The 25545-nt window shown below is 34.6% G+C and carries 25 protein-coding genes; 3 read left to right on the plus strand and 22 right to left on the minus strand.

Annotated elements, in window-relative coordinates:
- Window positions 1-31 precede the first annotated feature (31 nt).
- Window positions 32-217, minus strand: coding sequence for a hypothetical protein (locus PQO00_RS01710; protein ID WP_274183091.1), 186 nt, complete (start codon window positions 215-217; stop codon window positions 32-34).
- A gap of 474 nt (window positions 218-691) precedes the next feature.
- On the opposite strand from PQO00_RS01710, the gene PQO00_RS01715 reads away from it, so the two are divergent.
- The gene (locus tag PQO00_RS01715) at window positions 692-2005 is read left to right on the plus strand and encodes an IS110 family transposase (RefSeq protein WP_274183092.1); all 1314 of its coding nucleotides are present in this window, start codon (window positions 692-694) and stop codon (window positions 2003-2005) included.
- Between the two features lie 261 nt (window positions 2006-2266).
- Here the strand turns inward: PQO00_RS01715 and PQO00_RS01720 are convergent, their stop codons facing one another.
- The 3 genes from PQO00_RS01720 to PQO00_RS01730 form a co-directional block, all read right to left on the minus strand.
- Window positions 2267-2758: a GNAT family N-acetyltransferase gene (locus tag PQO00_RS01720; RefSeq protein WP_274183093.1), complete on the minus strand. Its 492-nt coding sequence runs from the start codon at window positions 2756-2758 to the stop codon at window positions 2267-2269.
- Window positions 2742-3239 (minus strand): DUF6428 family protein, encoded by a 498-nt coding sequence (locus PQO00_RS01725; RefSeq protein ID WP_274183094.1) that lies wholly within the window; start codon window positions 3237-3239, stop codon window positions 2742-2744. The genes PQO00_RS01720 and PQO00_RS01725 overlap by 17 nt, the downstream gene beginning before the upstream one ends.
- 164 nt (window positions 3240-3403) lie before the next feature.
- Complete coding sequence (locus tag PQO00_RS01730; RefSeq protein WP_274183095.1) at window positions 3404-3727, minus strand: helix-turn-helix transcriptional regulator; 324 nt, start codon at window positions 3725-3727, stop codon at window positions 3404-3406.
- 98 nt (window positions 3728-3825) lie between these two features.
- On the opposite strand from PQO00_RS01730, the gene PQO00_RS01735 reads away from it, so the two are divergent.
- Window positions 3826-4188 (plus strand): DUF805 domain-containing protein, encoded by a 363-nt coding sequence (locus PQO00_RS01735; protein ID WP_274183096.1) that lies wholly within the window; start codon window positions 3826-3828, stop codon window positions 4186-4188.
- A gap of 554 nt (window positions 4189-4742) precedes the next feature.
- On the opposite strand, the gene PQO00_RS01740 is transcribed toward PQO00_RS01735, so the two are convergent.
- From PQO00_RS01740 to PQO00_RS01825, 18 genes are all read right to left on the minus strand, one after another.
- Window positions 4743-5162 carry a TM2 domain-containing protein gene (locus PQO00_RS01740; RefSeq protein ID WP_274183097.1) on the minus strand — a complete coding sequence of 140 codons (420 nt, stop codon included), beginning with the start codon at window positions 5160-5162 and terminating at the stop codon, window positions 4743-4745.
- Between the two features lie 308 nt (window positions 5163-5470).
- Window positions 5471-5926 carry a hypothetical protein gene (locus tag PQO00_RS01745; RefSeq protein ID WP_274183098.1) on the minus strand — a complete coding sequence of 152 codons (456 nt, stop codon included), beginning with the start codon at window positions 5924-5926 and terminating at the stop codon, window positions 5471-5473.
- 65 nt (window positions 5927-5991) lie between these two features.
- Window positions 5992-6756, minus strand: coding sequence for a sulfite exporter TauE/SafE family protein (locus PQO00_RS01750; protein WP_274183099.1), 765 nt, complete (start codon window positions 6754-6756; stop codon window positions 5992-5994).
- Between the two features lie 59 nt (window positions 6757-6815).
- Window positions 6816-7202: a VOC family protein gene (locus tag PQO00_RS01755; protein ID WP_274183100.1), complete on the minus strand. Its 387-nt coding sequence runs from the start codon at window positions 7200-7202 to the stop codon at window positions 6816-6818.
- A 539-nt stretch (window positions 7203-7741) separates the two neighbouring features.
- Window positions 7742-8215, minus strand: a complete 474-nt coding sequence (locus PQO00_RS01760) for a DUF1801 domain-containing protein (protein ID WP_274183101.1) — start codon at window positions 8213-8215, stop codon at window positions 7742-7744.
- 4 nt (window positions 8216-8219) lie between these two features.
- On the minus strand, window positions 8220-8729 hold the full coding sequence (locus PQO00_RS01765; RefSeq protein WP_274183102.1) for a DUF4199 domain-containing protein: 510 nt from the start codon (window positions 8727-8729) through the stop codon (window positions 8220-8222).
- A gap of 7 nt (window positions 8730-8736) precedes the next feature.
- Entirely contained in the window at window positions 8737-9108 is a 372-nt protein-coding gene (locus PQO00_RS01770; RefSeq protein WP_274183206.1) for a VOC family protein, read from the minus strand.
- Between the two features lie 107 nt (window positions 9109-9215).
- Entirely contained in the window at window positions 9216-9626 is a 411-nt protein-coding gene (locus PQO00_RS01775) for a response regulator transcription factor (protein WP_274183103.1), read from the minus strand.
- The gene (locus PQO00_RS01780) at window positions 9623-10564 is read right to left on the minus strand and encodes a 2-hydroxyacid dehydrogenase (RefSeq protein ID WP_274183104.1); all 942 of its coding nucleotides are present in this window, start codon (window positions 10562-10564) and stop codon (window positions 9623-9625) included. The genes PQO00_RS01775 and PQO00_RS01780 overlap by 4 nt, the downstream gene beginning before the upstream one ends.
- A 118-nt stretch (window positions 10565-10682) precedes the next feature.
- Window positions 10683-11048 (minus strand): cupin domain-containing protein, encoded by a 366-nt coding sequence (locus tag PQO00_RS01785; RefSeq protein WP_274183105.1) that lies wholly within the window; start codon window positions 11046-11048, stop codon window positions 10683-10685.
- Between the two features lie 248 nt (window positions 11049-11296).
- Window positions 11297-12673: a magnesium transporter gene (mgtE, locus tag PQO00_RS01790; RefSeq protein ID WP_274183106.1), complete on the minus strand. Its 1377-nt coding sequence runs from the start codon at window positions 12671-12673 to the stop codon at window positions 11297-11299.
- A 10-nt stretch (window positions 12674-12683) separates the two neighbouring features.
- Window positions 12684-13478 carry a 16S rRNA (adenine(1518)-N(6)/adenine(1519)-N(6))-dimethyltransferase RsmA gene (gene rsmA / locus PQO00_RS01795; protein WP_274183107.1) on the minus strand — a complete coding sequence of 265 codons (795 nt, stop codon included), beginning with the start codon at window positions 13476-13478 and terminating at the stop codon, window positions 12684-12686.
- A 976-nt stretch (window positions 13479-14454) separates the two neighbouring features.
- Entirely contained in the window at window positions 14455-14778 is a 324-nt protein-coding gene (locus PQO00_RS01800; RefSeq protein WP_274183108.1) for a DUF4286 family protein, read from the minus strand.
- A gap of 268 nt (window positions 14779-15046) precedes the next feature.
- On the minus strand, window positions 15047-15376 hold the full coding sequence (locus PQO00_RS01805) for a GNAT family N-acetyltransferase (protein ID WP_274183109.1): 330 nt from the start codon (window positions 15374-15376) through the stop codon (window positions 15047-15049).
- Between the two features lie 81 nt (window positions 15377-15457).
- Window positions 15458-17233 carry a tetratricopeptide repeat protein gene (locus tag PQO00_RS01810; protein WP_274183110.1) on the minus strand — a complete coding sequence of 592 codons (1776 nt, stop codon included), beginning with the start codon at window positions 17231-17233 and terminating at the stop codon, window positions 15458-15460.
- A 955-nt stretch (window positions 17234-18188) separates the two neighbouring features.
- On the minus strand, window positions 18189-19460 hold the full coding sequence (gene serS / locus PQO00_RS01815) for a serine--tRNA ligase (protein ID WP_274183111.1): 1272 nt from the start codon (window positions 19458-19460) through the stop codon (window positions 18189-18191).
- A gap of 241 nt (window positions 19461-19701) precedes the next feature.
- A complete protein-coding gene (locus PQO00_RS01820; RefSeq protein ID WP_274183112.1) occupies window positions 19702-21018 on the minus strand; it encodes an HTTM domain-containing protein in 1317 nt (438 codons plus the stop codon).
- Window positions 21008-21946: a bifunctional riboflavin kinase/FAD synthetase gene (locus PQO00_RS01825; RefSeq protein ID WP_274183113.1), complete on the minus strand. Its 939-nt coding sequence runs from the start codon at window positions 21944-21946 to the stop codon at window positions 21008-21010. The genes PQO00_RS01820 and PQO00_RS01825 overlap by 11 nt, the downstream gene beginning before the upstream one ends.
- A gap of 82 nt (window positions 21947-22028) precedes the next feature.
- On the opposite strand from PQO00_RS01825, the gene PQO00_RS01830 reads away from it, so the two are divergent.
- A complete protein-coding gene (locus PQO00_RS01830; protein WP_274183114.1) occupies window positions 22029-25529 on the plus strand; it encodes a reprolysin-like metallopeptidase in 3501 nt (1166 codons plus the stop codon).
- Window positions 25530-25545 lie beyond the last annotated feature (16 nt).

The raw sequence follows: 25545 nt of genomic DNA on the forward strand, positions 1-25545 counted from the left end.
AAATGCCGCATGTTTTTCTGCTCGGTGCCCATTACTTTTGATGGATCGAAAAATTATGGTGTAAACGCACGGCACTTTTACTTGGAATATAAGGGCAGTTTTCGTTGGTATGATCGCATACCGTAATGATATAATCGAAGTCCACATCGGCATATTCATCTACATGATTAGAGGTGTGATGGTCTATATTTAACCCATCTTCTTTCATAATAGGCAAGGATTCAGGATTTAAACCACGGGGTTCTATCCCAGCACTATATACGTTTATTGCGTTATAATCTAAAAAACGACAAACAGATTTTCACGATTCACAAAAAAGCGAAACTCAGAATGACGTTCCAATTTAACAGTCAATAACCCCTGTCATTTATTTAACATAACGTAAACTCGATATGCTTTGCTTTGCAAGGCTTTGATTTTCAATTATCTGAAAACAAATATAGAGTATCGTTGTCATTCCGAGAAATAATTTTTGCTAGGCAAACACACAAAATGGAATGACGTTTTTTTATTTTGCAAACCTTACACAAAATAGCCGGACTGCGAATAGTGCCTAATGCCTGTTTTCGAGCATGGTTGGGAAGTAAGGAGTCACGAAACATGGTACTCTTTTTCATAAGATAAGATGTCCGATCGGTAGCCTTTAGTGATAAATATTTCTTTCCGTGTAAGTATTAAAATTATTTTACATATGAAAAAACTAAGAGCAAATGCAGCCGGTATAGATATCGGCTCCAAGAAAATTTTTGTTGCAGTAGGATCGGGGCCCGTAGCATCCTTTGAAACCTTTACAGAGAGTTTTCATCAGGCCAAGGACTACTTGTTATCAAAAGGTGTTGAAACAGTAGCCATGGAAGCTACGGGTGTTTATTGGGTAATCCTGTATGAGATCTTGTCGGGTGCAGGGTTGGAGGTATGGTTGGTCAATGGATTTCAGACCAAGCAGGTTCCAGGCCGTAAAACAGATGTCAAGGACTGCCAGTGGATTCAACAGCTTCACAGCTATGGTTTGTTAAACAGGTGCTTTGTGCCCGATGAAAAGGTCAAGCAAATAAGGGTTTACCAGCGCATGAGAGAGGATCACATACGATCGGCCTCGATGCATATCAACCATATGCAGAAGGCGTTGACCGAGATGAATATCAGACTCAAAGAAGTGCTGAGCCAAATACACGGTGCAAGCGGGTTGGCGATGATAAAAGCTATTTTAGAGGGCGAAAGGGAAGCTAAAAACCTTTTAGCGCTTTGTCACACCAGTATTAGAGCCAAAAAAGCCGATTTGGTGCTCAAAGCATTAAATGGGCATTACACCGAAGCGGGGCTGTTTGCTCTAAAGCAGGCCTGCCAAGGTTATACGTTCTATCAGCAACAAATAGCCCAATGCGATCAAAAGCTTCAAGAGGCCATGGAGCAGATCAACGATTACCATAATGATGCCAATGCTCAAAAAAAGATTCAAACTTCCAAAGCCCGCAAACCAATACGCCATAACAAACCAAGGATAGACCATTTGGGTGGTCACCTGCTTCAAATATTTACAGGTAGAGATGCTACTGATCTGCCAGGGATTACCGATTATACCTGGTTACAGCTTTATGCTGAGACGGGCAAGGACTTACAGAAATGGAAAACGGAAAAACACTTTACTTCCTGGTTGGGTCTCGCTCCGGGTCAGCACGAGTCAGGAAAAATGAAAAAAAGAGTAACTAAAAAACACAGGCCTAAGGCCGGGCAAATATTCAGACAGATTGCCCAAAGCCTGATCGAAAGTAAAAAGATCGCCTTGGGCGCTTTCGGCAGAAGGCTCAAGGCCAAACGAGGGCCAGGTATTGCCATAAAGGCCACAGCTAGAAAATTGGCTGAACTATATTGGAGGTTGATGGTCAAAGGGTTGGATTACACCGAAAAGGGTATTAAAGCCTATGAGGAAAAAGTCAAGCTCAATAAAGAAAAATGGCTTCGAAAAACAGCAAAAAACCTAGGGTATCAGATTGTTGATCAATAACTAATGATAAAACGTCATCGGTAACGACAAAGGAGGAGGAATCTCATCACATTTGAGATTTCTCGTCGCTCGTTCCTCTCTCTGTCGAAATGACAAGTTTCTAAATTTCATCGTCTTATAATTTAAAATAACACTGCCATTTACGTCGATCTCACATTAATATACTTTCTTCTTTATTCATTCAATAATACAAGAACTGTGCTTGGCTTTTTTATTAGTTATAATGCTTCAAGCTAACTAAAAACAAGTCTCTATATAACATTAATCTATCTTACAACTCCGTCTTTCCAAAAAATGATTATCATACCATTTTCCATATAGTTTTCCGATCTTTTCCCGTATTCCAACCACTCTAAAACCACATTTTAAATGTAAATTGATACTGGCTATGTTTTCTGAAAAAATACTTGCTTGCAAGCTCCAAAAGCCATTAGCTTCACTTTCATTAATTAAATGTCTTAATAATGTTTCACCAATATATTTTCCTTTAAACATCTTAGAAACATACACACTAACTTCTGCAACTCCTTTATAAACTTTTCGCTTTGAGGTTGGAGATAAAACCGCAAACCCTACGACTTTTCCTTTTATCAAAGCCACGAATCTACAAACCAAAACATATTTGGCATCCCATTGTTGCCAACTGGGAGCTTCTGTTTCAAAAGTGGCTATTCCTGTGGCGATACCTTCTTTATAGATCTTTAAAACAGAAGGCCAATCGCTTTTTGTTAATGTCCTAACAACAATTTCCATTAGGAGAACAACAAGCTTCAGCTTCTGTTGATACTGCTTCTAAAGGTTCTGGCACACCACAAAGTTCTTTTGCTTTACAGTCCGTTTTTTCGATGGCTAATTTAATTATTAAATGATTCCCGCTTGTTTCAAAATCGTTAACAAATAGCTGTGCTGTGTGAAATGTTGCGTTGCTATATTCAAACCTTACCTCAGCATCTAAATGATAAGGTTTCATTTTTCCAACCTTGTTTAAAATAGCCAAGGCCTTATAAACAGACATATATTCTGTTTTACTTAATTCATTTGGGCTTTCCCAAAGTTGAATTATGGTTTCTTTCCAAGCATCAACCTGAGTGCCACAATCAACAGAATCAACTGTTAAATGCTTTACTTCTGTAATATGGTAATTAGCTCCAACTAATAGATTTGGCGCATATTCAAATAATAATGATTTATCTTGATTTTGTTCTAGTACTTTAAATAATTCTTGTGTTTTCATTTTATTTCGATTTAGATACCTGTATACTGAAATACCGAAATACCGAAATACCGAAACAAGTTCGGCACAGGCAAGTTCGGCACAGGCAAGTTCGGCACAGGCGAGTTCGGCACAGGCAAGGGATTAAGAGTTTTAACAGGAATCTTGAGGAAATTATTTTTCATTTAGCAACAATTTGATTTAGTGGTGTTAAAAAACGAATTTAATTGATCTTGAATGGTAGTCCACCGCTCAACATTAATGCAATAGCACATGCTTTTACCTTCCACTTCACCATTTAACAGCCCTATACTTTTAAGTTCTTTTAAATGTTGGGAAATAGTAGCCTGTGCCAATCCTATTTCCTCAACTAAATCGTTACAAATACAGGCGTTTTGATTACTGATGTATTGTAAAATAGCAACTCTGGCAGGATGTCCCAAGACCTTAAAAAACTGCGCTAAGTCGTTTTGCTTTTCGGAAAACATTTGAGTTTTGGTAATTCCCATTATTTTTTTGATTTATTTATATATTGCAATATTACGATAATATTTATAAATAAAAAAGTTATATTTGAAACTTATTAACCCCAAAATCAACTATTATCATGAATTGGTACCTAAAAGTATTAAAAGAGTATGCAACGTTTACTGGAAGATCCAGAAGAAAAGAATATTGGATGTTTTTCTTATTCAATATAATTATTTCTTACGGAATTATGTTTATAGCAATAGGCTTAGAAATGCCTTCATTATCTATTCTAAGTTCAATTTATTCTTTAGCAGTTTTAATTCCAGGATTAGCTGTGGGCGTGAGAAGAATGCACGATGCTGGTAAAAGCGGCTGGTTCTTACTTATTCCCATTTACAATTTAATTTTAGCTTGCACAGATAGCGAAGCTGGATCTAACAAATGGGGCCCAAATCCAAAATCTGATGCCGAAGAAATTGATCAGATTGGTAAAGAGTAGTTATAATCTATTTTTTATATAAAAAAACAAAAGCCAGAAATATAACTTCTGGCTTTTTTATATCTAAAAATAACAATAAAGAAAGAATTTCTTGAAATAAATTCGGAATGATGCTAAAAAATAATTTACGACATAAAACGAAATATACATTTTTTTTACAAAAGCCTAAATACCAAATCGCTAATTTAACCCTCCTAAATTTCGATAAAATCGAAATTATCCTCCCTTTTTAAAACTACTGTGTGTACACAAATAATGCACAATAAAAAGATTAGACACGAATGGCACAAATTTTCACTAATTATTCTGTCTATTGACAGATTTCAAGCCTATATAGTCTAGGGATTCTTATTCATGCGGTGTCCAATCTATTCCATAATGTATTGGATTCGTGTGAATTTGTGCCATTCGTGTCTTTTTTATAGATGTGTACTCACGGTAGTTTTTAAAAGTGAGGAACAAGTCTGATTCATGTTTCGAATACTGTTTTAAATTTTAGTCATAATTTAATATTTCACACACAACTAACTTTTAGGATTGATCCCTTTTTCCAATTAAAACCAGGGTTTTTGCCCTACTTGATAAGTGTTATAAAATTCTTCATCAGATTTGGTTAAGTATATAATGCCTTCTATTAATCCTATAAGACCTGTTAACCCAGCACCTAAACCACAAGTAATAAATCCAAGAATAAAAGTAACCGCCAACAGAATAATACCTTCTTTGTTATATCCTAAAATAAATTTATGTATTCCAAAAGGTCCCAGAACAATAGCTAAAACACCTGCCAGTACTTTTTTATTGTCACTGTTTACGCTATTAAAAGTTTCTTTTGCCCCCTCGGTAAACTCGGAAGCAGATTCTTTAACATCTTCGAATGTTTCTTTTGCTTTATCTGCAGCTTTTTTTGCTCCTTTTTTAGCATCCCCTAACATATCATTAAGGTCATCGCTTAAATTCTTTTCATCAGACATAGTATTTAATTATTATTGGTTATCATATAAAGGTAATAAAAAATTTGATTGACCGTAATTTGTCATAAACCTAAAAACATATTGTTTTTGTCATCCCGAGGCAACGAGGGATCTCATTGATTATCAATAGATTCCCTGCCTGCCGGCAGGTTCACTTCGTTCTGAATGACAAAAATATCATTATGCATGATTACGGACATTCAATTAAAAAATAAAGAATTTATTGAAACGAACCATCCTTGAAGGCAGCGCCCTTAGAGAGTTCTTTTCGATTAAACTCATTATAATAATGCCATATCAACAGACTGTTAATCTTTATCAAAAATATTTTTTATATACCCTTTTGCTTTTTTTGATACTTTAGATAATGATGCTTTTGTTTCTTCTGCAAACTCCTCTAGTTTCTCATTTGCTTCGTCTACAAATACAGTTGTTTTTTCAGTAACTTTATCTAAGGTTTCTCCGGCTTCTTCTGCAAATTCTTTGGCTTTAACCTTGGCTTCTGCATACTTTACTTTAGTTTCAACAGAAAGCTTGGCACTTTTCTCTTTGGCTATTTCTGTAAAATCTTCTAATTTTTCGTTTGCTTCCTCCAAAAACACACTAGCCTTTTCTTTTGCTTTATAATAAATCTCCTTGGCTTCTGCTTTTAGCTTTTCTGTTTTATCCTGCACATGGTTTTTATCATGATACGAATCGCCCCTTATAACTTCAGCTTCATAAACTTTATCTTTTGGTTCGCTCTTTTTAGATGCTCCAGACATGACCTTTCTCTTTTAATATACACTATCTATATGTCTATCAATCCATAATAATGTTACAGAAAAGATTATCTAAACAACATAACAAGACCTCCAAGGGCTGTCACAATTAATATAAAGCGTCTATAATTTACATTCGAAATTAATTTTACTACGGCAACTCCAACAATAAAACCAATAATTATTGATGGAATTAAAACAGTATTTAAAATAAGTGTCTCTTTGGTAACTGTCTTCCAAACAAAAAAATGAAAGGGTAATTTAAACACATTAATAATGAAAAACAACCATGCGGCGGTGCCTATGAACTCATTTTTTGGTAAGCGCATTGCCAAAAAATAAATATTGGAAATGGGGCCTGCTAAATTACCAACCATGGTTGTAAATCCTGCTAAAAATCCAGCACCACTAGAAAACAATTTGTTTTTTGGTATATCTTTAGATGTTCTGTTTTCTGTATAAAACATAATTAGAACGGAGGCAATTATAATAATGGCCATGATTCTTTTAAATAGTACTTCCGAAATATCATTACCTACCCAAACACCTACTAAAACACCTACTATCATCCAGGGCATTAATTTTTTTATATATGCCCATTGTGCATGTCTATTATAATATATTACCGCAAAAATATCGGCTACGATCAGCATGGGAAGCAAAACACCTGTTGAGGCTTTCTCTCCAAAAACAAAGGCTAGTATGACCACTATTAAGATCCCAATACCCTTAATTCCTGCCTTGGACAATCCCAATAAAAAAACCGCAAAACAAATAGCAGTCCATTGCAATGCCGTCAAATTATATGATTCTAGTATTTCTAAATAAGTCAATTAATTATACTTAAAGTCTTATTCTAATTTTGAGTGTAACATGTGATATGGGGGCTAAATTACAAAAAGGCTTTATCTATTGGCTCCCAAAGTTCAATTTTGTTTCCATCATTATCTAAAATCCAGCCAAATTTTCCGTATTCATACGTTTCTACATCTCCAACAATAGTAACGCCTTCTTCTTTTAAAACTTTAAGTAGCTCATCTAAATTTTCTACACGATAATTAAACATAAAATCTTTTTTAGATGGTTCGTAATATTTGGTATCTGCCGAAAACGGGCTCCATTGTGTAGAGCAATCGTTCCCGTCTTTGTCTTTCCACCAAAATGTACACCCATAATCGTCGGTATTAAACCCCAAATGTTTTTTGTACCAATCTTTTGATGCTTTTGGGTCTTTTGTTTTAAAAAACACGCCCCCAATTCCTGTTACTCGCTTTTTCACACGTTTAAATTTTAGGGTTCTACCATTAATTGTATAGGTAAATTGATTAACGATTTTAGAATTCGCTACTTCAAAATAACTTCACATAATTTTTATGTTTTAAAATGTGTTTGTTATTTCACAGAGCTTCACTGAGGTTTCACTGAATTACACAGAGAAAAATCGTCAAAATATGCCATTCATAAATCGTTATTCGTTAATCTCTATTCGTTAATTAAAAAATAGCTTCCACAACATTCGTGGTAGAACCAATTATAGTTATTATTTGACATTAAATTAATTATAAGATAACTTCACATAATTTTTATGCTTTAAAATGTGTTTGTTATTTCACAGAGCTTCACTGAGGTTTCACTGAATTACACAGAGAAAAATCGTCAAAATATGCCATTCATAAATCGTTATTCGTTAATCTCTATTCGTTAATTAAAAAATAGCTTCCACAACATTCGTGGTAGAACCAATTATAGTTATTATTTGACATTAAATTAATTATAAGTAATCTTTGGTAATTAAAGATTATTTTAATCATGTCGGTTTCATTTTTTTGCTTTTTTATTATGCTTAATAGTTTTTTCATAGATCTCTATCCACTCATCAGTACTAACTTTTGCGGTAAGCTCTCCTATCAATTCAAAAGGGATATCATGCATTTTTTTAAAACGAATACAACTTTTGCCCATATCTAACTTATACTTACACTGCTTAACATATTCTGAAACAAACCAGTCCATTAACTCTTTTTTTGCATAAAGAGCCCCACTATAAACCGCTATAAAATTCTTTTGTGAAGCCAAACTCATAAACGGTAAGGGCCATTTAGGATCGCAGTGATAGCCATCTGGATAGATGGCATGTGGTACAACATAACCCAACATACCATAATTCATCTGTTCTTCCATACCTTTTGGCAGGTTATTCAAAATTTGCTGTCTTAATTTATTAATTGGTTCTTTTCTTTCTTCTGGCAATTCGTCTAAATATTGTTGTGGTGAAGTGGCTTTTGATTGCATTGTGCTAGTTTTTACGCTGTAAGATTAAGGATGCTATTAAAGATACAATAATTCCGATTACGAATACCGTTATGAACATAATCAATCCAGCAAATACTGGATTTTCAAATAATTTCATTTGTTCTTCCAAAGTTGCTTTCTCTAACTCAAATTCGGTTGCCGATAAGGTACTTTTCATACCTTCTAATGCATATGTTTTATATTCAATGACAAAATCCGGGTTTATTACGGTAACATAAACAACATCCAAAAGGCCTATGGCCATACCAGAAATCGCCGAAATCGCCAAACCAATGCATAAAGCGTTTTTAAATGATATAATCCCATTATTTATTCGGTCTCTACAATGTTTTATCCCAAAGTATACGAAAGATAGTGAGACAAAAATGGATGCATAGCCAAGAACTTCCAAGGTTCCAAAATCGATATTCCAATCGAAAAAGTGCCCGCCAACAAAGATCAGTCCACCAACTAAAGCCGCATAACCGCCAAACTTTTTAATAGTGTCTTTCATAATTATATTAAACGTGTTGATCGATTAGAATGACATTGCCATCGGGGTCTTTTAAAACTAGACTCGCTGGGCCAACAGTACTTTCGTCTGCTTCGCTTTCAATTTTGATTTCTTTGTTTTTTAAATGTTTTTGAATATCCCGAACGTCTGTAAAAGAATCTACCTTGTTTGCACTTTCGTCCCAACCAGGGTTAAAGGTCAAAATATTGTTCTCGAACATCCCTTGAAAAAGTCCTATTAAGGCATTACCGTTTTTCATAATGAGATAATTGCTTTCTATATCGCCTGCGAAAACCTTAAAGCCTAGGTTCTCATAAAATACTTTCGAAGCGTTAATATCTTGAACGCTTAAACTTGCCGAAAATGCTCCTAATGTCATATTGTTTATTTTTAAAAAGTTAGTGGTAAAACTACCTGTAATGGCTAGAGTAGGCTTCATACTAAAGTACCAAATACCTGTTAATTGGTATTACTTTTCTCTTAAAACTATAAAATATTATGGTCTTTTGCAATTTGAACAGCCTGTGTTCGTCTTTTTGCATCAAGTTTTACCAATAAATTAGAAACATGGGTTTTTATCGTGCTTTCCGATAAGAACAACTTTTCAGCGATTTCCCTATTGGATAGACCTTCTGAAATAGCTTGAAGGACTTCATACTCCCTAGTGGTAATTTCTAGGGCTTTGATTTTTTGGTGATCGATTTCCCTGGAAATATTTCGTGATTTGTAAAGACTCTTTTTATTAATATAAATACCAACAACAAAAAACACTAAGGCAATAGCAGTAATGATAAACTCCATTGAGGTCCCTCCGACAAGCCATGTGTATTTGCTAATTCTAAAAAGGGTATAGAGCGCAACAATTAAAAGTGTAAAAACTAAAATAGTTTTTTTCATATACTAAATTTCACTTTTATTTTATCTACTATGGTTTGTGCTAGTTTCTCTTTACTTTCAATAGTCCAACCCGCTACATGTGGTGATAAAATAACGTTTTGCGAATTAATTAAATATTGAAAAGCCTCTGGCATCTCCATAGAACCAAATAAGTTTTCGAACGATGCCTTTTCGTATTCTAAAACATCCAGCCCAGCACCTAATATTTTCTTGGATTTTAGAGCTGAAACTAAATCTTTTGTGACCACACTTTTACCACGTGCGGTATTTATAAACCAAAATGGTTTTTTAAATTGATTGATAAATGTTTCATCAATCATGTTTAAAGTTAAAGGTGTTTGCGGTGTGTGCAAGCTTACTACGTCTACCTTTTCTTGAAACGCTGTTAGGGACACTTGTTTCGCATTACTATCTCCTACGTGCTCTTTAATATCGTAGCATAGTACCTCGGTATCAAAACCCCGTAACTTTTTGGAAAAAGCTTTTCCCATGTTTCCATATCCAATAATTCCAACGGTTCTTCCATCGAGTTCCATCCCTCGATTGTCTTCGCGTAACCATTTGCCTTGCCTCACTTCTAAATCTGCTTTATTGAGCTTATTAAATAATGATAAGAGCATGCCTAATGCGTGTTCTCCAACGGCATTTCTATTGCCTTCTGGCGCAGCAATTAAAGTGATTCCTTTTTTTTCGGCATAATCGCAATCTATGTTTTCCAATCCTGCTCCCACACGACCTATAAACTTAAGATTTGTGGCTGCATCTAAAAATGGTTTATCGATAGTAAAACGACTTCGCAGCACAATACCGTCGTAATCTTTAACCTTAGCTTCAATGGTTTTTTTTGATGCTGTGTAATCTTCGTGATTTGTATAGCCCAGGTCATTAAGTTGGTTGATCAATAATTCATGATTGGTATCCAAGTGAAGTATTTTCATAATGAAGTGATTTATTATTTAAAAGAAAGCTATGAGATACTGACATACCGAAATACCGAAATACCGAAACAAGTTCGGCACAGGCAAGTTCGGCACAGGCAAGTTCGGCGTAACAAAGTCAAATTTTTGGATAATGGGTTTGCGTTTTTTCATGTTTTACATTTCCTGTATGTGCTGTCGATAGTTTTTCGAAAAGTAACACATGCACTTCTTCTCCATTTTTTGTATATGGGTTATGCTCAACACCTTTTGGTACAACTATAATTTCGCCCTCTTTGACTATTTCTGTCCTGTCGCGAAATTGCATATACAAAGTCCCCTTTACCACTTGAAATAACTCGTCTTCGTCATCATGACTATGCCACACAAATTCACCTTTTAATTTTGCTAGAATAACTTGCATATTATCCACTACAGCTATTTGGTGCGGATGCCAGTTTTTATTAAATTTCGAAAACTTGTTTTTAATATTTATTGCTTGCATCTCGTAAAATTACAAAGTTTTATGTTAGGGCTGATAATCATTTTAAACTGTTTTTTGATGGATTTCTGTACAAAAAATAGTTGGTATTCTTTATGTGATTTCTCCTATCGTCGAAATGACACAGTGTGTTGAATTAGAAGGGGGTTATGTCGAACGAGGTAAAATCGAGATATCTCGCTATATTGCCTTATATTATTCCGGGTTTCTCTCTGTGATCGAAATAACTGTGCTATTTGAAGAGAAATACCTTAACTATAAAGGCCTATTATTAATTCGGCTATCCAAAAATAAAGAAGGATCCCTAAAATATCGTTACTGGTTGTTATAAACGGCCCTGTTGCAATGGCGGGATCGACGCCGCGCTTATTTAAGAATAATGGTACAAAAGTTCCAATTAAACCTGCTACAATGATCACAACGACCAATGAAACCGATATGGCTATAGCTTTATCCAACTCGCCTTTGTAAAACCAAACAAATAAAAATAAAAATACAGCTAGTATGATACCATTTAGTGCCGCTAAAAGCATTTCTTTTATGAGCCTGCCATTAACGCTTCCCTTAACATCATCATTTGCAAGCCCCTGTACAATAATGGCACTGGATTGTACCCCAACGTTACCCGCCATTGCTGCAATTAAGGGCGTAAAAAAGAAAAGGATGGCTTTTTCTTTAAATGATTCCTGGAATCCTTCCATAATCAAAAAAGCTCCCACACCTCCTACCAACCCTAAAACCAGCCATGGTAAGCGAGCTTTTGTGAGTTCTAGAATACTATCATCGGCTTCTACATCTTGAGTAATACCCGCTGCTAATTGATAATCTTTATCGGCTTCTTCTTTTAAAACATCTACAATATCATCGATGGTTATTCTTCCTAATAAAACTTGATTTCCATCCACCACCGGAATGGCCTCTAAATCATACTTTGCCATGACTTTAGCAACATCTTCAACATTTTCGTCAACCTCAACATAATCTACGTTTGAGATATAGATATCGGCAATTTTCTTTTCGTTCTTGGCAACAATAAGGTCTTTTAGGGAAAGACGCCCTATGAGCCTATCTTGCTTATCGACCACATAAATGGAATGTACTCTGGTGACTTCTTTGGCCTGTCCTCTAATACGTCTCAAACACCCTGCAACCGTCCAGGTTTCATAAACTTTTACAAGTTCTTTGGCCATAAGTCCGCCCGCAGTATCTTCATCATACTTTAGAAGTTCTGTAATTTCTGCCTTATGCCCTTCATCTTCAATTCTCGAGATGACTTCTTGTTGACGTTCTTCCGGTAATTCCGAAATAATATCTGCAGCATCATCTGTATCTAATTCTCCAACTTCCTTAGCAATTTCTTTAGCAGAAAGGTTTTTTAATACCTTTTCTCGATTGTCCTCATCGAGTTCCATCAAGACGTCTGAAGTCGTCTCTGAATCCAACAATTTAATCACATAGATAGCCTCTTCTAGATTTAATTCATCTAAAATTTCGGCAATATCAGCATAGTGAAAATCTTTTAAAAGCTTTTGTAAAGCCTTATCATCGTTTGCTTCGATGAGATTCTCGACCTGATTGATTAAATCTTCCGTTAATTCAAATTGTATGTTTTCTAATTCTTCAGACAAATGATTGCATTTATATATCTTTTTCAATTAGCTGTGTAAGTTCTATAAACTCGTGAACAGTTAATTGTTCTGGACGTTTGCCAAATATAACATTTGCTTTTAAATTATCTGATAATTTGAATGTTTTTAAACTGTTACGAAGTGTTTTTCTTCGCTGTTGGAATGCTGCTTTTACCACTTTAAAAAACAATGTATCGTCGCAAGGCAATGTGTAATCTTTTTTTCTGATAAGTCTTAATACGCCCGATTCTACCTTTGGTGGCGGATTAAAAACATTTGGTGGCACCGTAAATAAATATTCTGCATCATAATATGCTTGCGCTAAGACCGATAGAATGCCATAAATTTTACTTCCTTCTTTAGAACAAATACGTTGTGCAACTTCCTTTTGAAACATCCCGGAGAATTCTGGAATTTGGTCACGCATTTCTAAAGTTTTAAAAACTATTTGCGTTGAAATATTATACGGGAAGTTCCCTATAATAGCGAACGGTTCTTGATTAAAAACACTATTTAAATCATACTTTAAGAAATCTTTTTCTATAATTCTTGGGGCGAGGTTTAAGTAATTGGCCTGTAAATATTCCACCGACTCTGTATCGATCTCTATCACATAAGTCGTGATATCCTTTTTTAGCAAATATTTTGTTAGCACCCCCATGCCCGGACCAATCTCTAAAACATTTTTATAGTTTTTTAAAGTAAGTGTATCGGCTATTTTTTGCGCAACGGATTCATCATTTAAAAAATGTTGTCCTAAGTATTTTTTTGCTTTTACCTGATGTTGGTTTGGGTTATGTGCCACGAATCATGGGTGTTTTATTAGTGAAACTCTGTTTTGAATGCACTGCTTCGTAACTTTTCAAAACAGATAGTTGTATCCCGCTTTATGTGCCGAACTTGCCTGTGCCGAACTTGTTTCGGTATTTCGGTATTTCGGTATTTCAGGATCCAGCGGGATCTCAGGTTTAATACCTTTATATTACAATATGCGAAGATATGAAACTTAAAATCGATGGCGTGATGTCTTTTGGGGTTTGTTTTTAGTTCTTGTTTTTTTAAGCACCATAAAATCATATAAAAGAAGCCTTCGCTTATTTCAAACTACCGTGAGTACACATCTATAAAAAAGACACGAATGGCACAAATTCACACGAATCCAATTCTTTACGGAATAGATTGGACACAGCATGAATAAGAGTCCCTAGACCATATAGGCTTGAAATCTGTCAATAGTCTGAATAATTAACGAGAGTTCGATTTAAAACCTGTCTGCCGACCAGGCAGGCAAGGGAGTTTTTAACAATAAATTCACTAATAAAGCGATTGTCGCCTTGAGCCTATCGACTTTTAGTTTATACTGAGCCTTTCGACTTCGCTCAAGATAAACTATAGTCGAAGTACTCAAGATAAACTAAAGTCGAAAGGTCATTAAAACCTGCTATTTAAATGGGTTTCGACTGCGCTCCTGACAACCAAAATTAAATTATTGATAGTCTGTTTAATAATATTATGTTTACATCGAACTCACGTTAATTAGTGAAAATTTGTGTCATTCGTGTCCAATCTTTTTATTGTGCTTTATTTGTGTACTCACGGTAGTTATTTCAAAGCAAAAGTTATTTGCCCGTTAATATCATTCCCCATTTGGAATTCTTTTCTTTTTAAGAAGGAGTGAATTTGCCCCGAAGTATATTAAGATGAAGACAAAGTGATTTAGAAGTTTTTTGTTGGATTTTGATTCCTTTTTATGAGATTCCTGCCTACACAGGAATGATGGACTATTTAAAGCTTACAGTGTACTCGTCAATAATTTCAAGTTCTGTTCTAAATGCTAGCATTTTATCTGCAAATTTTTTCATGCCATCTGCCCTTAATTTTTCAGCATCTTCTTTATAATAAGCATCTAAGGCCTCTCGTGAGTATGAGCGATATTGAACAGAATAGGTGATGCCTCCCATGTCTTCTTCTACCAAAACCCTCGTTAGTGTTGCCTTCTCAAATTTTCCTGTAGCCAGTACCTGCGGAATATGTTCTTTTATCCAGGTTAGCCATTCCTTATGAATGGACGCATCTATGTTTGCGGTGACGTTGTATATAATCATACTTACAATTTTTTTTGCAAATAACAGGAGTTCTTCATCATCTTCAAAAGGTTTTGCTCTTTTTTCACAAGCGAAACCTAGTTTTTCTAATAGCTTTATTGAGTTTTTGTTATATGGTACTGTTATATAGCTAAATCAATATAAAATAACATGATCCTTCAGAGTAAAAAACCGATTTTCTTCGTTATTAATACTCGCCGTAACTAGGCTATGACTACGCTTTTTGCCTTGAACTTCTTTTTTTTATTTCTAAATATTCTATGCCTTTTTATAGCGACTTAGCTATAGCTATAAGCTTATCTAGTTTGAAGGTTTCTTTTGCTAAAGTCATAACCTTCATTGAAGCTTCGTAACCAAACCCTTTGCCTTCATACCCTGGAAGAAAAGCAAATCCAAGATCCACATCATCCAATTCATCGCGCTTAGCAAGCCCACAGGTGCCAATGGGTTTGTTTTTTTCTCCTTTTAACTCCAATTTATAAAACCCAAAATTGAAATCTTTATAACTTTTAATGGTCTTATTTATAAGATATTTTTCTGCGTCTTCGACACTTCTTAGTTTTTTGTCACCAATGTATTTACATGGAATGAGGTGCATTTGTTAGTTCTAGAAAAAATGGTGCATCTTTTATTGTGAATTCTGAAATAAGTAAGCGTTTGGTTTCTGTTATTACCATATTTAATTAATAGCGTCTCCCCGTAGTGCTCTATATCTTTTTCTGGCATCAACAAAATAAATACTATCGGCATGGTTAAAGATAATTAACTCATATAAAGCTTTAGCCTTTTCAGGTAGGTTCAATTTTTTTTCATAGATCTCGGCCAACTTAAAATAAGCATCATCTATTAAAATACCATCCCTATAATTAGCTATGATGGCCTCATAGTTGGCTTCTGCTTTTTCATATTGTTTTTCAACTTCAAACAATTGGGCTTGTTTATATAAAGCTTGAGCCACTATAGGTTCGGTTTTATGTTCGTTTAAAATCTTATCTAACAATAGTATGGATGCTTCATTTTTATTTTGAAAAGCGAGCAAATCTGCTTTGGCATAAAGTTTTAAAGCTGTTTGCAATGAGTCTTCATATTTATTATCAGAAATAAGCAGCTTTAAATCAAGAGCATCGTTGGCAATAAGTTGAGAGGTGGAAGCCTTTAAAATTTTAAGCTGCGATTCTGCCCATTTAAAATCACCTTTATAATAACTTGCTTTTGCTACTTTATAACGTGCTTCTTGAGATATCGTACTATTTTTTAAATTACGCTGAATTTGTGTATAGTAAATTAAAGCTTTATTAAACTTTTCCTGTAATACCAAAATATCTCCCAGCTCTAATTTTACCTCTGCTTTCTGTAACTTGGTTAGAGGCAATTTTAATGTGTTTTCTAAAAATGCGGTGGCTTTATTGGTGTCATCCATATAGAATGCCAAAAAATGGGCGTAGGCCATTTGTAGTTTTAAGGTTTGTGAAAATGTTCCAAACTCCTTAAACAGTTCTAGATATTTAGTATTAATAGCAGGATAATTGGCTTTTAAACTTTCTTTTGTCTCTAATTGAATTAAATTATAGTGCGCCTTTAGTTTGGTCTCTGAATCTTGCGCGGTTTCAATGATATAAGTGAAAATGGTTTTAGCAATATCATTTTCGTTTTCGTTAAAGGCTATTAATGCCAACTCTTCAATACGACCTAAATCATCTGGTTGTCTATTAAAAATTGCTTTTTCTTGAACGAATGCCTTATTAAAATCTTTTTGCTGAATGAACAACCAACTTAACATTTCGTTCCAAAGTAAATTAGGGGCTTGCTGATTTTTTTTGAGTAAAACTTTTCGAAATATTATATTGTTTTCATTGGCACTATTTTCACTTATAAATTCGCTGATCGCTCTTTTAATATTATTTAAACTAAGCGGATTGGATTCTGCAAAACGAATATAGCTATCAAACATTTTTTCTATATCTCCTTGCTCTCCATATATTTTGGCCAATTGCAGATTGAAATTAAAATCCGGATTTATCAGCATTGCTTTTTCATAAGAGATCACTGCTTCGTTTAAAAGTGAATGTCCTTGAAAACTTCTGGCTACAGCAAATACGTTACTAGCTCTAACATCTATACTAGCAATTGCTTTCTTATAATTAATTGTAGCATTTTCCATATCATTTTTAAGCTGGTAATTATAACCTAACTCTACAAAAAAGGCAGGGTAATTAATCCTTGTCATTAATTTTAACAGAAATGTTTCAGCTTCGTCATATTGCTCTAATTGTTGGTGAGTACTTACAATCTGACCGATGTAATTAATATTGGAAGGCGACTTAGCATATAACTTTTTATATTCATACAATGCTTTTTCAAAGTCTCCTTTTTTTAAATATTCTTTCGCAAGAATATCGTTTTGGGAAAACATCGTTGTGCTTATTAATATGAATAAAATATGGATATATCTCATATTGTAAATATAAGGAATGTAATATGTAGATATTGTAATATTTATGAATTTTTAAAGATACGATATGCCAAAAATACCAAGAAATAAAATGGAATTACACTATAAGTGTGATTAACTCAACTTACTATTTTATCTGGATTCAATTTAAAAAACATTGTATATCACATTATTGAACAAAATAATATATGAAAGAATTGTCATTCAGAGCGTAGCGAACCTGCCGGCAGGCAGGGAGTCTTTTTATGATTAATCGAATTTTATATAACTTATATACATAAAAATAAAAACTGTTCTAGATTCTTCAGTCGTACCTCCTTCTGAATGACATGTCGTACCTCCTTCTGAATGACATGTCGTACCTCCTTCTGAATGACATTTTGTTTGAAGATACAAAGTACAGCTTTCGAAGAACCTGCCGGCAGGCAGGTGTTGAAATGACAGTCCTTTGAAAAGCTATTATTTACATCTTTTTTAACCATAAAATAATAATCGAAATCAGCATATTTTGAATACGTTTTACAAACTTTTCAAAATAGCGTTTTGCTAAAAAAATGCCCGAATAAAAATTCGGGCATAAACCAACCAAAATAAATGTTCCATTAACTACCGTTAATATTAAAAACGATGTAATATATGATTGGGGACAATTTTATAAGTGAAATAAATATCTTTCTATTTATTCACCACTGTAGTAACTTTATTTTCAGATTTTGAAATTTCGAAATCCGAGAATAAAACCTTACTTGCAAAAAAGATCAATGTAATTAAAATCACAATACGTTTAAAGTTTTTCATGGTTAGGTAGGTTTGGTCTAGCTAACATCCAAAATATATATCTTACAACAAAAAGAATTAAAACATAATCGTCAAACAGCATGTAAAATATGTATTTTGTCGATTTTTAGAACTAAAATCTTACATAATTGTAAGATTTTACACATAAATATAAATGGATTTAATCAATAATACTAAACCCCGTATAAGGTTGAAGTATTTCTGGTACCATAATACCATCTTTGGTTTGGTAATTTTCCAAAATTCCAGCAAGTACCCTAGGCAATGCCAATGAACTTCCGTTTAACGTATGCGCCAATTCGTTTTTACCATCACTATTTTTAAACCGTAATTTTAATCGGTTAGCTTGAAAGGTCTCAAAATTAGACACCGAAGATATTTCTAACCATCTGTCTTGAGCTGTAGAAAATACTTCGAAATCGTATGTTAATGCCGATGTAAACCCTAAATCCCCTCCACAAAGTCTTAAAATTCTATATGGTAGTTTTAATTCCTGAAGAATGGACTTAACATGATTTACCATACCTTCCAGAGCGTCGTAGGATTTACTTGGATGCTCTACTCGTAATATTTCAACTTTGTCAAACTGATGCAATCTGTTCAAGCCTCTTACATGTGCACCATAGCTCCCTGCTTCACGGCGAAAACATGGTGTATAGCCCGTAATGCCAATTGGCAATTCACTTTCATTTAAAACCACGTCCCTAAAAATATTGGTGCCGGGCACTTCTGCGGTTGGTATTAAATACAGATTATCTTCGGTTACATGATACATTTGCCCTTCTTTATCTGGTAACTGTCCTGTACCAAAACCAGACGCTTCGTTTACCAAATGAGGCAATTGATATTCGGTATAACCTGCCGCTGTATTTTTGTCTAAAAAATAAGCTATTAATGCACGTTGTAACCTCGCTCCTTTACCTTTATAAACAGGAAACCCTGCCCCCGTAATTTTATTTCCAAGTTCAAAATCTATGATATCGTACTTCTTTGCGAGTTCCCAATGTGGTAAAGCACCTTCGTGTAAAACAGGAATATCCCCTGCTTTAAAAATCTCTTGGTTATCGGCATCTGAATTCCCCGAAGGCACCGTCTCATTTGGTACGTTAGGAATTTTATAAAGTAATTCGTTTAACGCATCAGATTTATTATTAAGTGCTTCTGTAAGTTCTTTTGAAACGTCCCTTAACTGCGTTGCTTTTTCTTTTAAAATATTTGCTTTTTGAGGATCTCCAGATTTAAACAGGTTCCCTATTTCTTTAGATAATGCATTGGACTCTGCTAAGGTGTTATCTAATTCTGTTTGGATACGCCTTCTATCTTCATCAAAGGAAATAACATTGTTTACCATTTGAGTAGCATCTATGTTTCTTTTTGCTAATCGTTCAATGACCAACGCTTTGTTTTCTCTAATAAAAGGGACTTGTAACATGTTTCGAAAATTTAAGCGACAAATTTAGGAAATTACTAAGACAATAAAGAATTTCTTGAAACGAACTATTTCCGAGGCAGAGCCGTAGGGTATTTCACTCGTTTCATACCCAATCAAGTTGAGCACAGGTTTTGACCTTTTTGGGTCAAAAACCGAAATTCTCTATTTAGATTCCCATTTTCATGGGAATGACAATTTCAACGGAAACCCCGACGCAAAGCGTCGAGGAATTCTTTTCGATTCAATCCTCTTTTGAAGGTAAAATCCAATTGGCATGTTTAAACGCGTGCCATTCAACATGTGCCAAATCTACTTCTGGGTCTATTAAGGTTTTAAAAGGTTTTCCATTAACGCTTACTTTACAATCAACATAAACGGCTATCTCTTGACCATTATTTTGAAACTTTTGCTTTAAATACTGTGCAAATTGCCATATAACATCTGGTTTTGTACTGGCAGAGCGTTGTTGCTTAGCTGTTAAATAATCATTCAAATTAATGACAAAACTTTTACCGGAGTCTTTGTCTTTAACTCGATAGCTTATGCTACCGCTTTTCGACCTAAGCATCATGCGCCATGAAAGTCTATGCCCCTCTTCCGTCCAAAGTACGTCACCTTTAATAAGATAATGTCTTAACGGTAACCCTATTTGAACTAAAAAATAAATAGAAAACAGAACTAACAATGGCCTTTTCATCTTTGGAACAACAACCGTATCTGAACTATAAAAAGGCTTCTTTTTTAAAAATAGTTTTTGAATCATTTCAGATTCAAAGAAGAACAATGTAAATGCTAACGATAAATAAGGAAAAATACCTATTTGAAATACAAACGAGTTAAACAAATGAAAGAAAACAGATGCCATAAAAGCATATTTCCTTGTAGGTTTAAATAATAATAAGGGAACGATTAAACCGTCAAACAATATCCCACCATAAGCCAAAATATAGTGCAGCCATTTTTGTTGAAATAGGTTGCCTACTACAATATAATGTTCCTTACTTTTCATAAATATCTCCATAACACTGGTATCCAACCAATCTGGATATAGTTTTGCAATGGAAGCATAGGTATACACAATAAAAAGCTGAAATATAATAACCAAACGACACCAACGTGGCATTGAAAAACTCTTTATTTTAGGATTCAATTTCACATCTATGGAAGCATATTTATGAGCTGGAAGAAACACCATTATACTACTTAAGAGCATCAATAAGTAATAATGGTTATTATAGGACGATTTTTGCATTAAATAAGTGGCAGCCCACATAGCGGCAAAACATAGGGCACTCCATCTATATTTATAACCGACCATAATGCATAATGCAAATATGCCCATAATGCCATAATAGAAATACATGGCATTTCCCGGAAGTGGTTGTAACCACTCAAACCCTATAAAAGAAAACGTAAATTCGGGTTCTACAAGCGTTTTCCTTACCCAACCCGTAAAAATAGCGCCGACCGATTCTAAAAAACAAAGGAGCCCAAAAATAATTCGGAAAACTATTAATGGGGAATTATCAATATTTTTAAACAGCCATTTATTGAGCATGATGTGTTGCTATGTATGTAAGCGCCGTTTCTTTGTCCTTTTTTAACTGTATTTTCAAAGCTTCAATAGATTCAAACTTTTCTTCATCACGAATACGGTCTAACAATTCAATTTGAATGTTTTCACCATAAATATCATTATCAAAATTAAAAAAGTGAACTTCAATAGTTTCTTTTTTACCATTAACAGTTGGATTTATGCCTATGTTCATCATACCATAAACGGATCCTTTATCAATAATCGCTTTTACAATATACGCCCCTTGTTTAGGTATCAATTTATAGGTTTCTTCAACTTTAATATTAGCTGTTGGAAAATTTAATTGCCTCCCTAGCCCTCTGCCTTTTGTTACCGTTCCGGTTATTCTAAAATGATATCCCAAAAAAGCATTCGCTTTAATAACATCTCCTTCTTTTAAAGCATTTCTAATTTTGGTAGAACTAACTGCCACATCATTTATATCTTGTGCCGATATTTCTTCCACGTCAAATCCGTAGGCCTCACCAAACTTTTTTAAATCATCTATATTGGCATTTCTATTTCTCCCAAATCTATGATCATAGCCAATAATCACCTTTTTTGCATGGAGTTTATCAACCAAGATTTGTTTTACAAAGTCCTCGGCCGAAAGTCGGGAAAATTCTTTAGTAAATTTTTTAATAAGTAAGTAATCTAAACCTAAGCCATCTAAAATAGCCCGTCGTTCGTTAATAGTGTTTATTAATTTTATATTGAAGTCTTTCTGTAAAACCATTCTCGGGTGTGGAAAAAAAGTTAGAATTACAGATTTTAACCCATCTGTTTTTCCTGTAGAAATTAAACGCTTCACTATTTTTTGATGCCCAATATGAACTCCATCAAAAGTACCAATTGTAACAACTGTAGCCTCTACAGATTTATAAGTCTCAATGTCTATTACCTTACTCATTTAACAAGTTAAATTGCTAATTCCACCTAAAAAAGTTAGATTTGTTTATAGATCGCTTAATAAAAACGCCCTAAATATTTTTATGAAAACAAAACTACATTATGTTTTTTCAATAACAATGCTTTTGTTTGCATTTTCAAGTATTGCTCAAAATTCTTCATGGAAACAGGTCGAAAATTTAAAAAACCCTGAAAAATTATCTAAATTTCATTTAAATAACAATAAAGTCCATCTGTTTGAACTTGACATCACCTCATTTAAAAACAGCACGGTTTCAACAACCTTGAGGGGGGCTAAAAACAACAAAGAAAGTACGATTATCTCTATACCTGGAATTAACGGGCACATGGAGACTTTTAAAATTTACGAAGCGCCTGTTTTTTCCCCTGGGCTCGCCTCTAAATACCCAAATATTAAATCGTATGTAGGTATTAGCACAGATAATACTGGAACGCGTCTTCGAATGAGCATGTCCCCACAAGGGGTACAAACCATGATCTCTTATGTTGGTAAACCCACTGTATTTATGCAACCTTTAACCAAAGGCTCCAATGAATATGTTGTTTACGACAAAGGTTCGAAAAGTCATTCTGCAGAAAAACTTGAATGTAAAACACTGAATAAATTAAATAAATCATTTAATAAAACGAGCAAAACTGCAAAGGCCAATGAAGGCGGTGCCAATAATCAAACATTGCAAAAATTTAGAATTGCCATCTCCACCACATCAGAATACACTGCTTATCACGATGATGGTAATCCTGGAAATGGTGATGCCGTTGCTGATGCGCTCGCAGCAATAAACACATCATTGAGCCGGGTTAATGAAGTTTTTGAAACTGATATGGCCGTAACCTTTGAGCTTGTTGACGCCACACAGTTAATATATACCAATGCTGCTACAGACCCTTATTCTGATGCAAATATTGGGGCTGATAGTGATAACTTTAACAACTCTAATGGTTGGAGTTTGCAACTTCAAAACAATTTAACTAGTGTTATCGGTAATGCGGCTTATGACATAGGCCATTTATTTGGAGCCACTGGAGGAGGTGGAAATGCAGGCTGTATTGGCTGTGTTTGTGAAAATCCTTCGGGGCCATCATCCCATGCCAAAGGAAGTGCTTATACATCACCATCGAATGGAATTCCTGAAACAGATACTTTTGATATTGATTTTGTCGCTCATGAAATTGGGCATCAAATGGGCGCTAATCACACCTGGGCTTTTGAGAGTGAAGGAACTGGTGTTAATTCTGAACCTGGAAGCGGATCCACCATCATGGCATATGCCGGTATTGAAGGCGCAAACAATGTGGAACTAAATGGTGACGATTATTTTCATTATCATAGTATTAAACAAATATTAGATAATCTAAATACCAAAAGTTGTCAAACAACCGAAGTGATCTCAAATAACCCGCCTAGTGCAGATGCCGGGAACAATTATAATATACCAAAAGGAACAGCTTATGTTTTAAGAGGTGCTGCTACAGATTTAGATGGCGGGGATAACCTCACATATTGTTGGGAACAAATAGATAGTGGCATAACAAACTATCTGAATTTTGGTCCTGAACTAGCTTCTGGACCAACCAACAGGTCGCTTCCGCCTTCAAATGCGCCCGACAGGTATATTCCTAGGCTTAGCAGTGTCCTTAGCGGCAATATCACACAAACCAATCCCACATTGGGCAGTGATTGGGAAACTGTTTCGGCTGTGGCAAGAACTTTAAATTGGGCATTAACGGTTAGGGACAGGGCTCCAGCTTCGTCCGTTGGTGGTCAAAGCAGTTATGACACCATGCAAATTACAGTAGAAGATGTAACGCCTTTTACCATTACCAACCCTGTTTCCTGGACTCAAGGGGCTATGCAAACCATTGAATGGGAAGTAGGGCAAACAACAAATGGCACTATAAATTGTCAAAATGTAAATATAAAACTATCAACAGATGGCGGATTAACATTTCCTATAACCATAGTATCAAACACGCCTAATAATGGCACTTTTGATTACATGGTTCCTGCAATTCCCGATACCACTACTGCACGGCTACTTATTGAAGCAGCCGATAATATTTTTTATGATGTTTCTAACTTTGATTTTTCTATTTCTGCAATTCCAGATTTTTTCATAGTTGAAGAAACTTTAGACCCCATTACTTGCGGAGAAATTACAGCGACATTTCATTTTGATTTTGTCACAGCAAATGGTTTTTCTGAAAATACAACTTTTAGTGTTTCCGGAAACCCAGGAGGGTCTACGGTAACTTTCTCTCCAACAAGTTTAAATGCTTCTGGAAGTGTTACCATGACTATTAGCAATTTAAATGGTATTTCAGAAGGTCATTACCCTTTAATAATTACTGGAACATCAACATCCATTACAAAAAACAAGAATGTGGATTTTCATTTTTTCAACGGATTGTGTTCTTCTATTGCCAACACAGAGTATAATACAAGTACAACACTTGTACAGTTCAACACTATTAATAATGCCTCTGCAAAACCTTCTGGTTACTCAGATTACACATCAATAACTACAGATGTAAATAGAGATATTTCGTATGACCTCACTGTAAATGTAAATACTCATGGTGATTATACTACTACAACTAAAGTTTGGATAGATTGGAACCAAAACTGTAGTTTTAATGATGCTGGCGAAGAATATAATCTGGGCGATGCTACCAATGTTACCAATGGAGCAGTTACTAATTCGCCGCTTTCGATTACAGTCCCTATTGATGCGGTACCTGGCCATACTATTATGAGGGTTTCAACAAAATATAAGGATGATGGATTGCCAACTTCTTGTGAAAATGGTTTTGATGGGGAGGTAGAAGATTACACCATTAATGTACTACCATCAGACTTTGAGTTTGATACCTCTATAACTTTGGTTCAATTTAATACGATTAACCAGCCTTCTGAAAAACCTTCTGATTATTCTGATTACACATCTGTAAGCACAGAACTAAATAGGGAGGACACCTACGATTTAGTGGTAAATGTTAATACAGAAGGAAATTTTACTACAGCAACAAAAGCATGGGTCGATTGGAATCAAAATTCCAGTTTTAATGATCCTGGAGAAGCATACGATTTAGGTGATGTTACCAATGTCTCAAACGAAGCAACCAATAATTCCCCGCTTTCTATTAGCATTCCTTTAAATGCTGTTTTAGGAAACACTGTTATGAGAATCGCTACGAGATATGTAGGAAGCTCTGGCGACCAAGAGCCAATGCCTTCCGAAAATGGTTTTGATGGGGAGGTGGAAGATTATACGCTTACCATATTACCAACCAAAACTATTGAGGCATCTGGTTTTGAAAACTTAATGATATATCCAAACCAGAATAATGGAGCATTCAATATTAAACTAAGCGGTTCTTTATCCAGAGACATTACTATAGAAATTTTTAATATAAGATCTCAATTTATTTATAGAGATGTGTTTGAAGGTACTGGAGACTTTAACGAAAGGATCCATTTAAATAATGTACAATCTGGTATGTATATCTTAAAAGTAAGTGATGGTATTCGAGAATCTATTAAAAAGATCATTGTTGAATAAGCAAGCTCACGAGGTA

Origin of the sequence: Flavivirga sp. 57AJ16, from assembly GCF_028736925.1 — a bacterium.
Classification (GTDB): domain Bacteria; phylum Bacteroidota; class Bacteroidia; order Flavobacteriales; family Flavobacteriaceae; genus Flavivirga.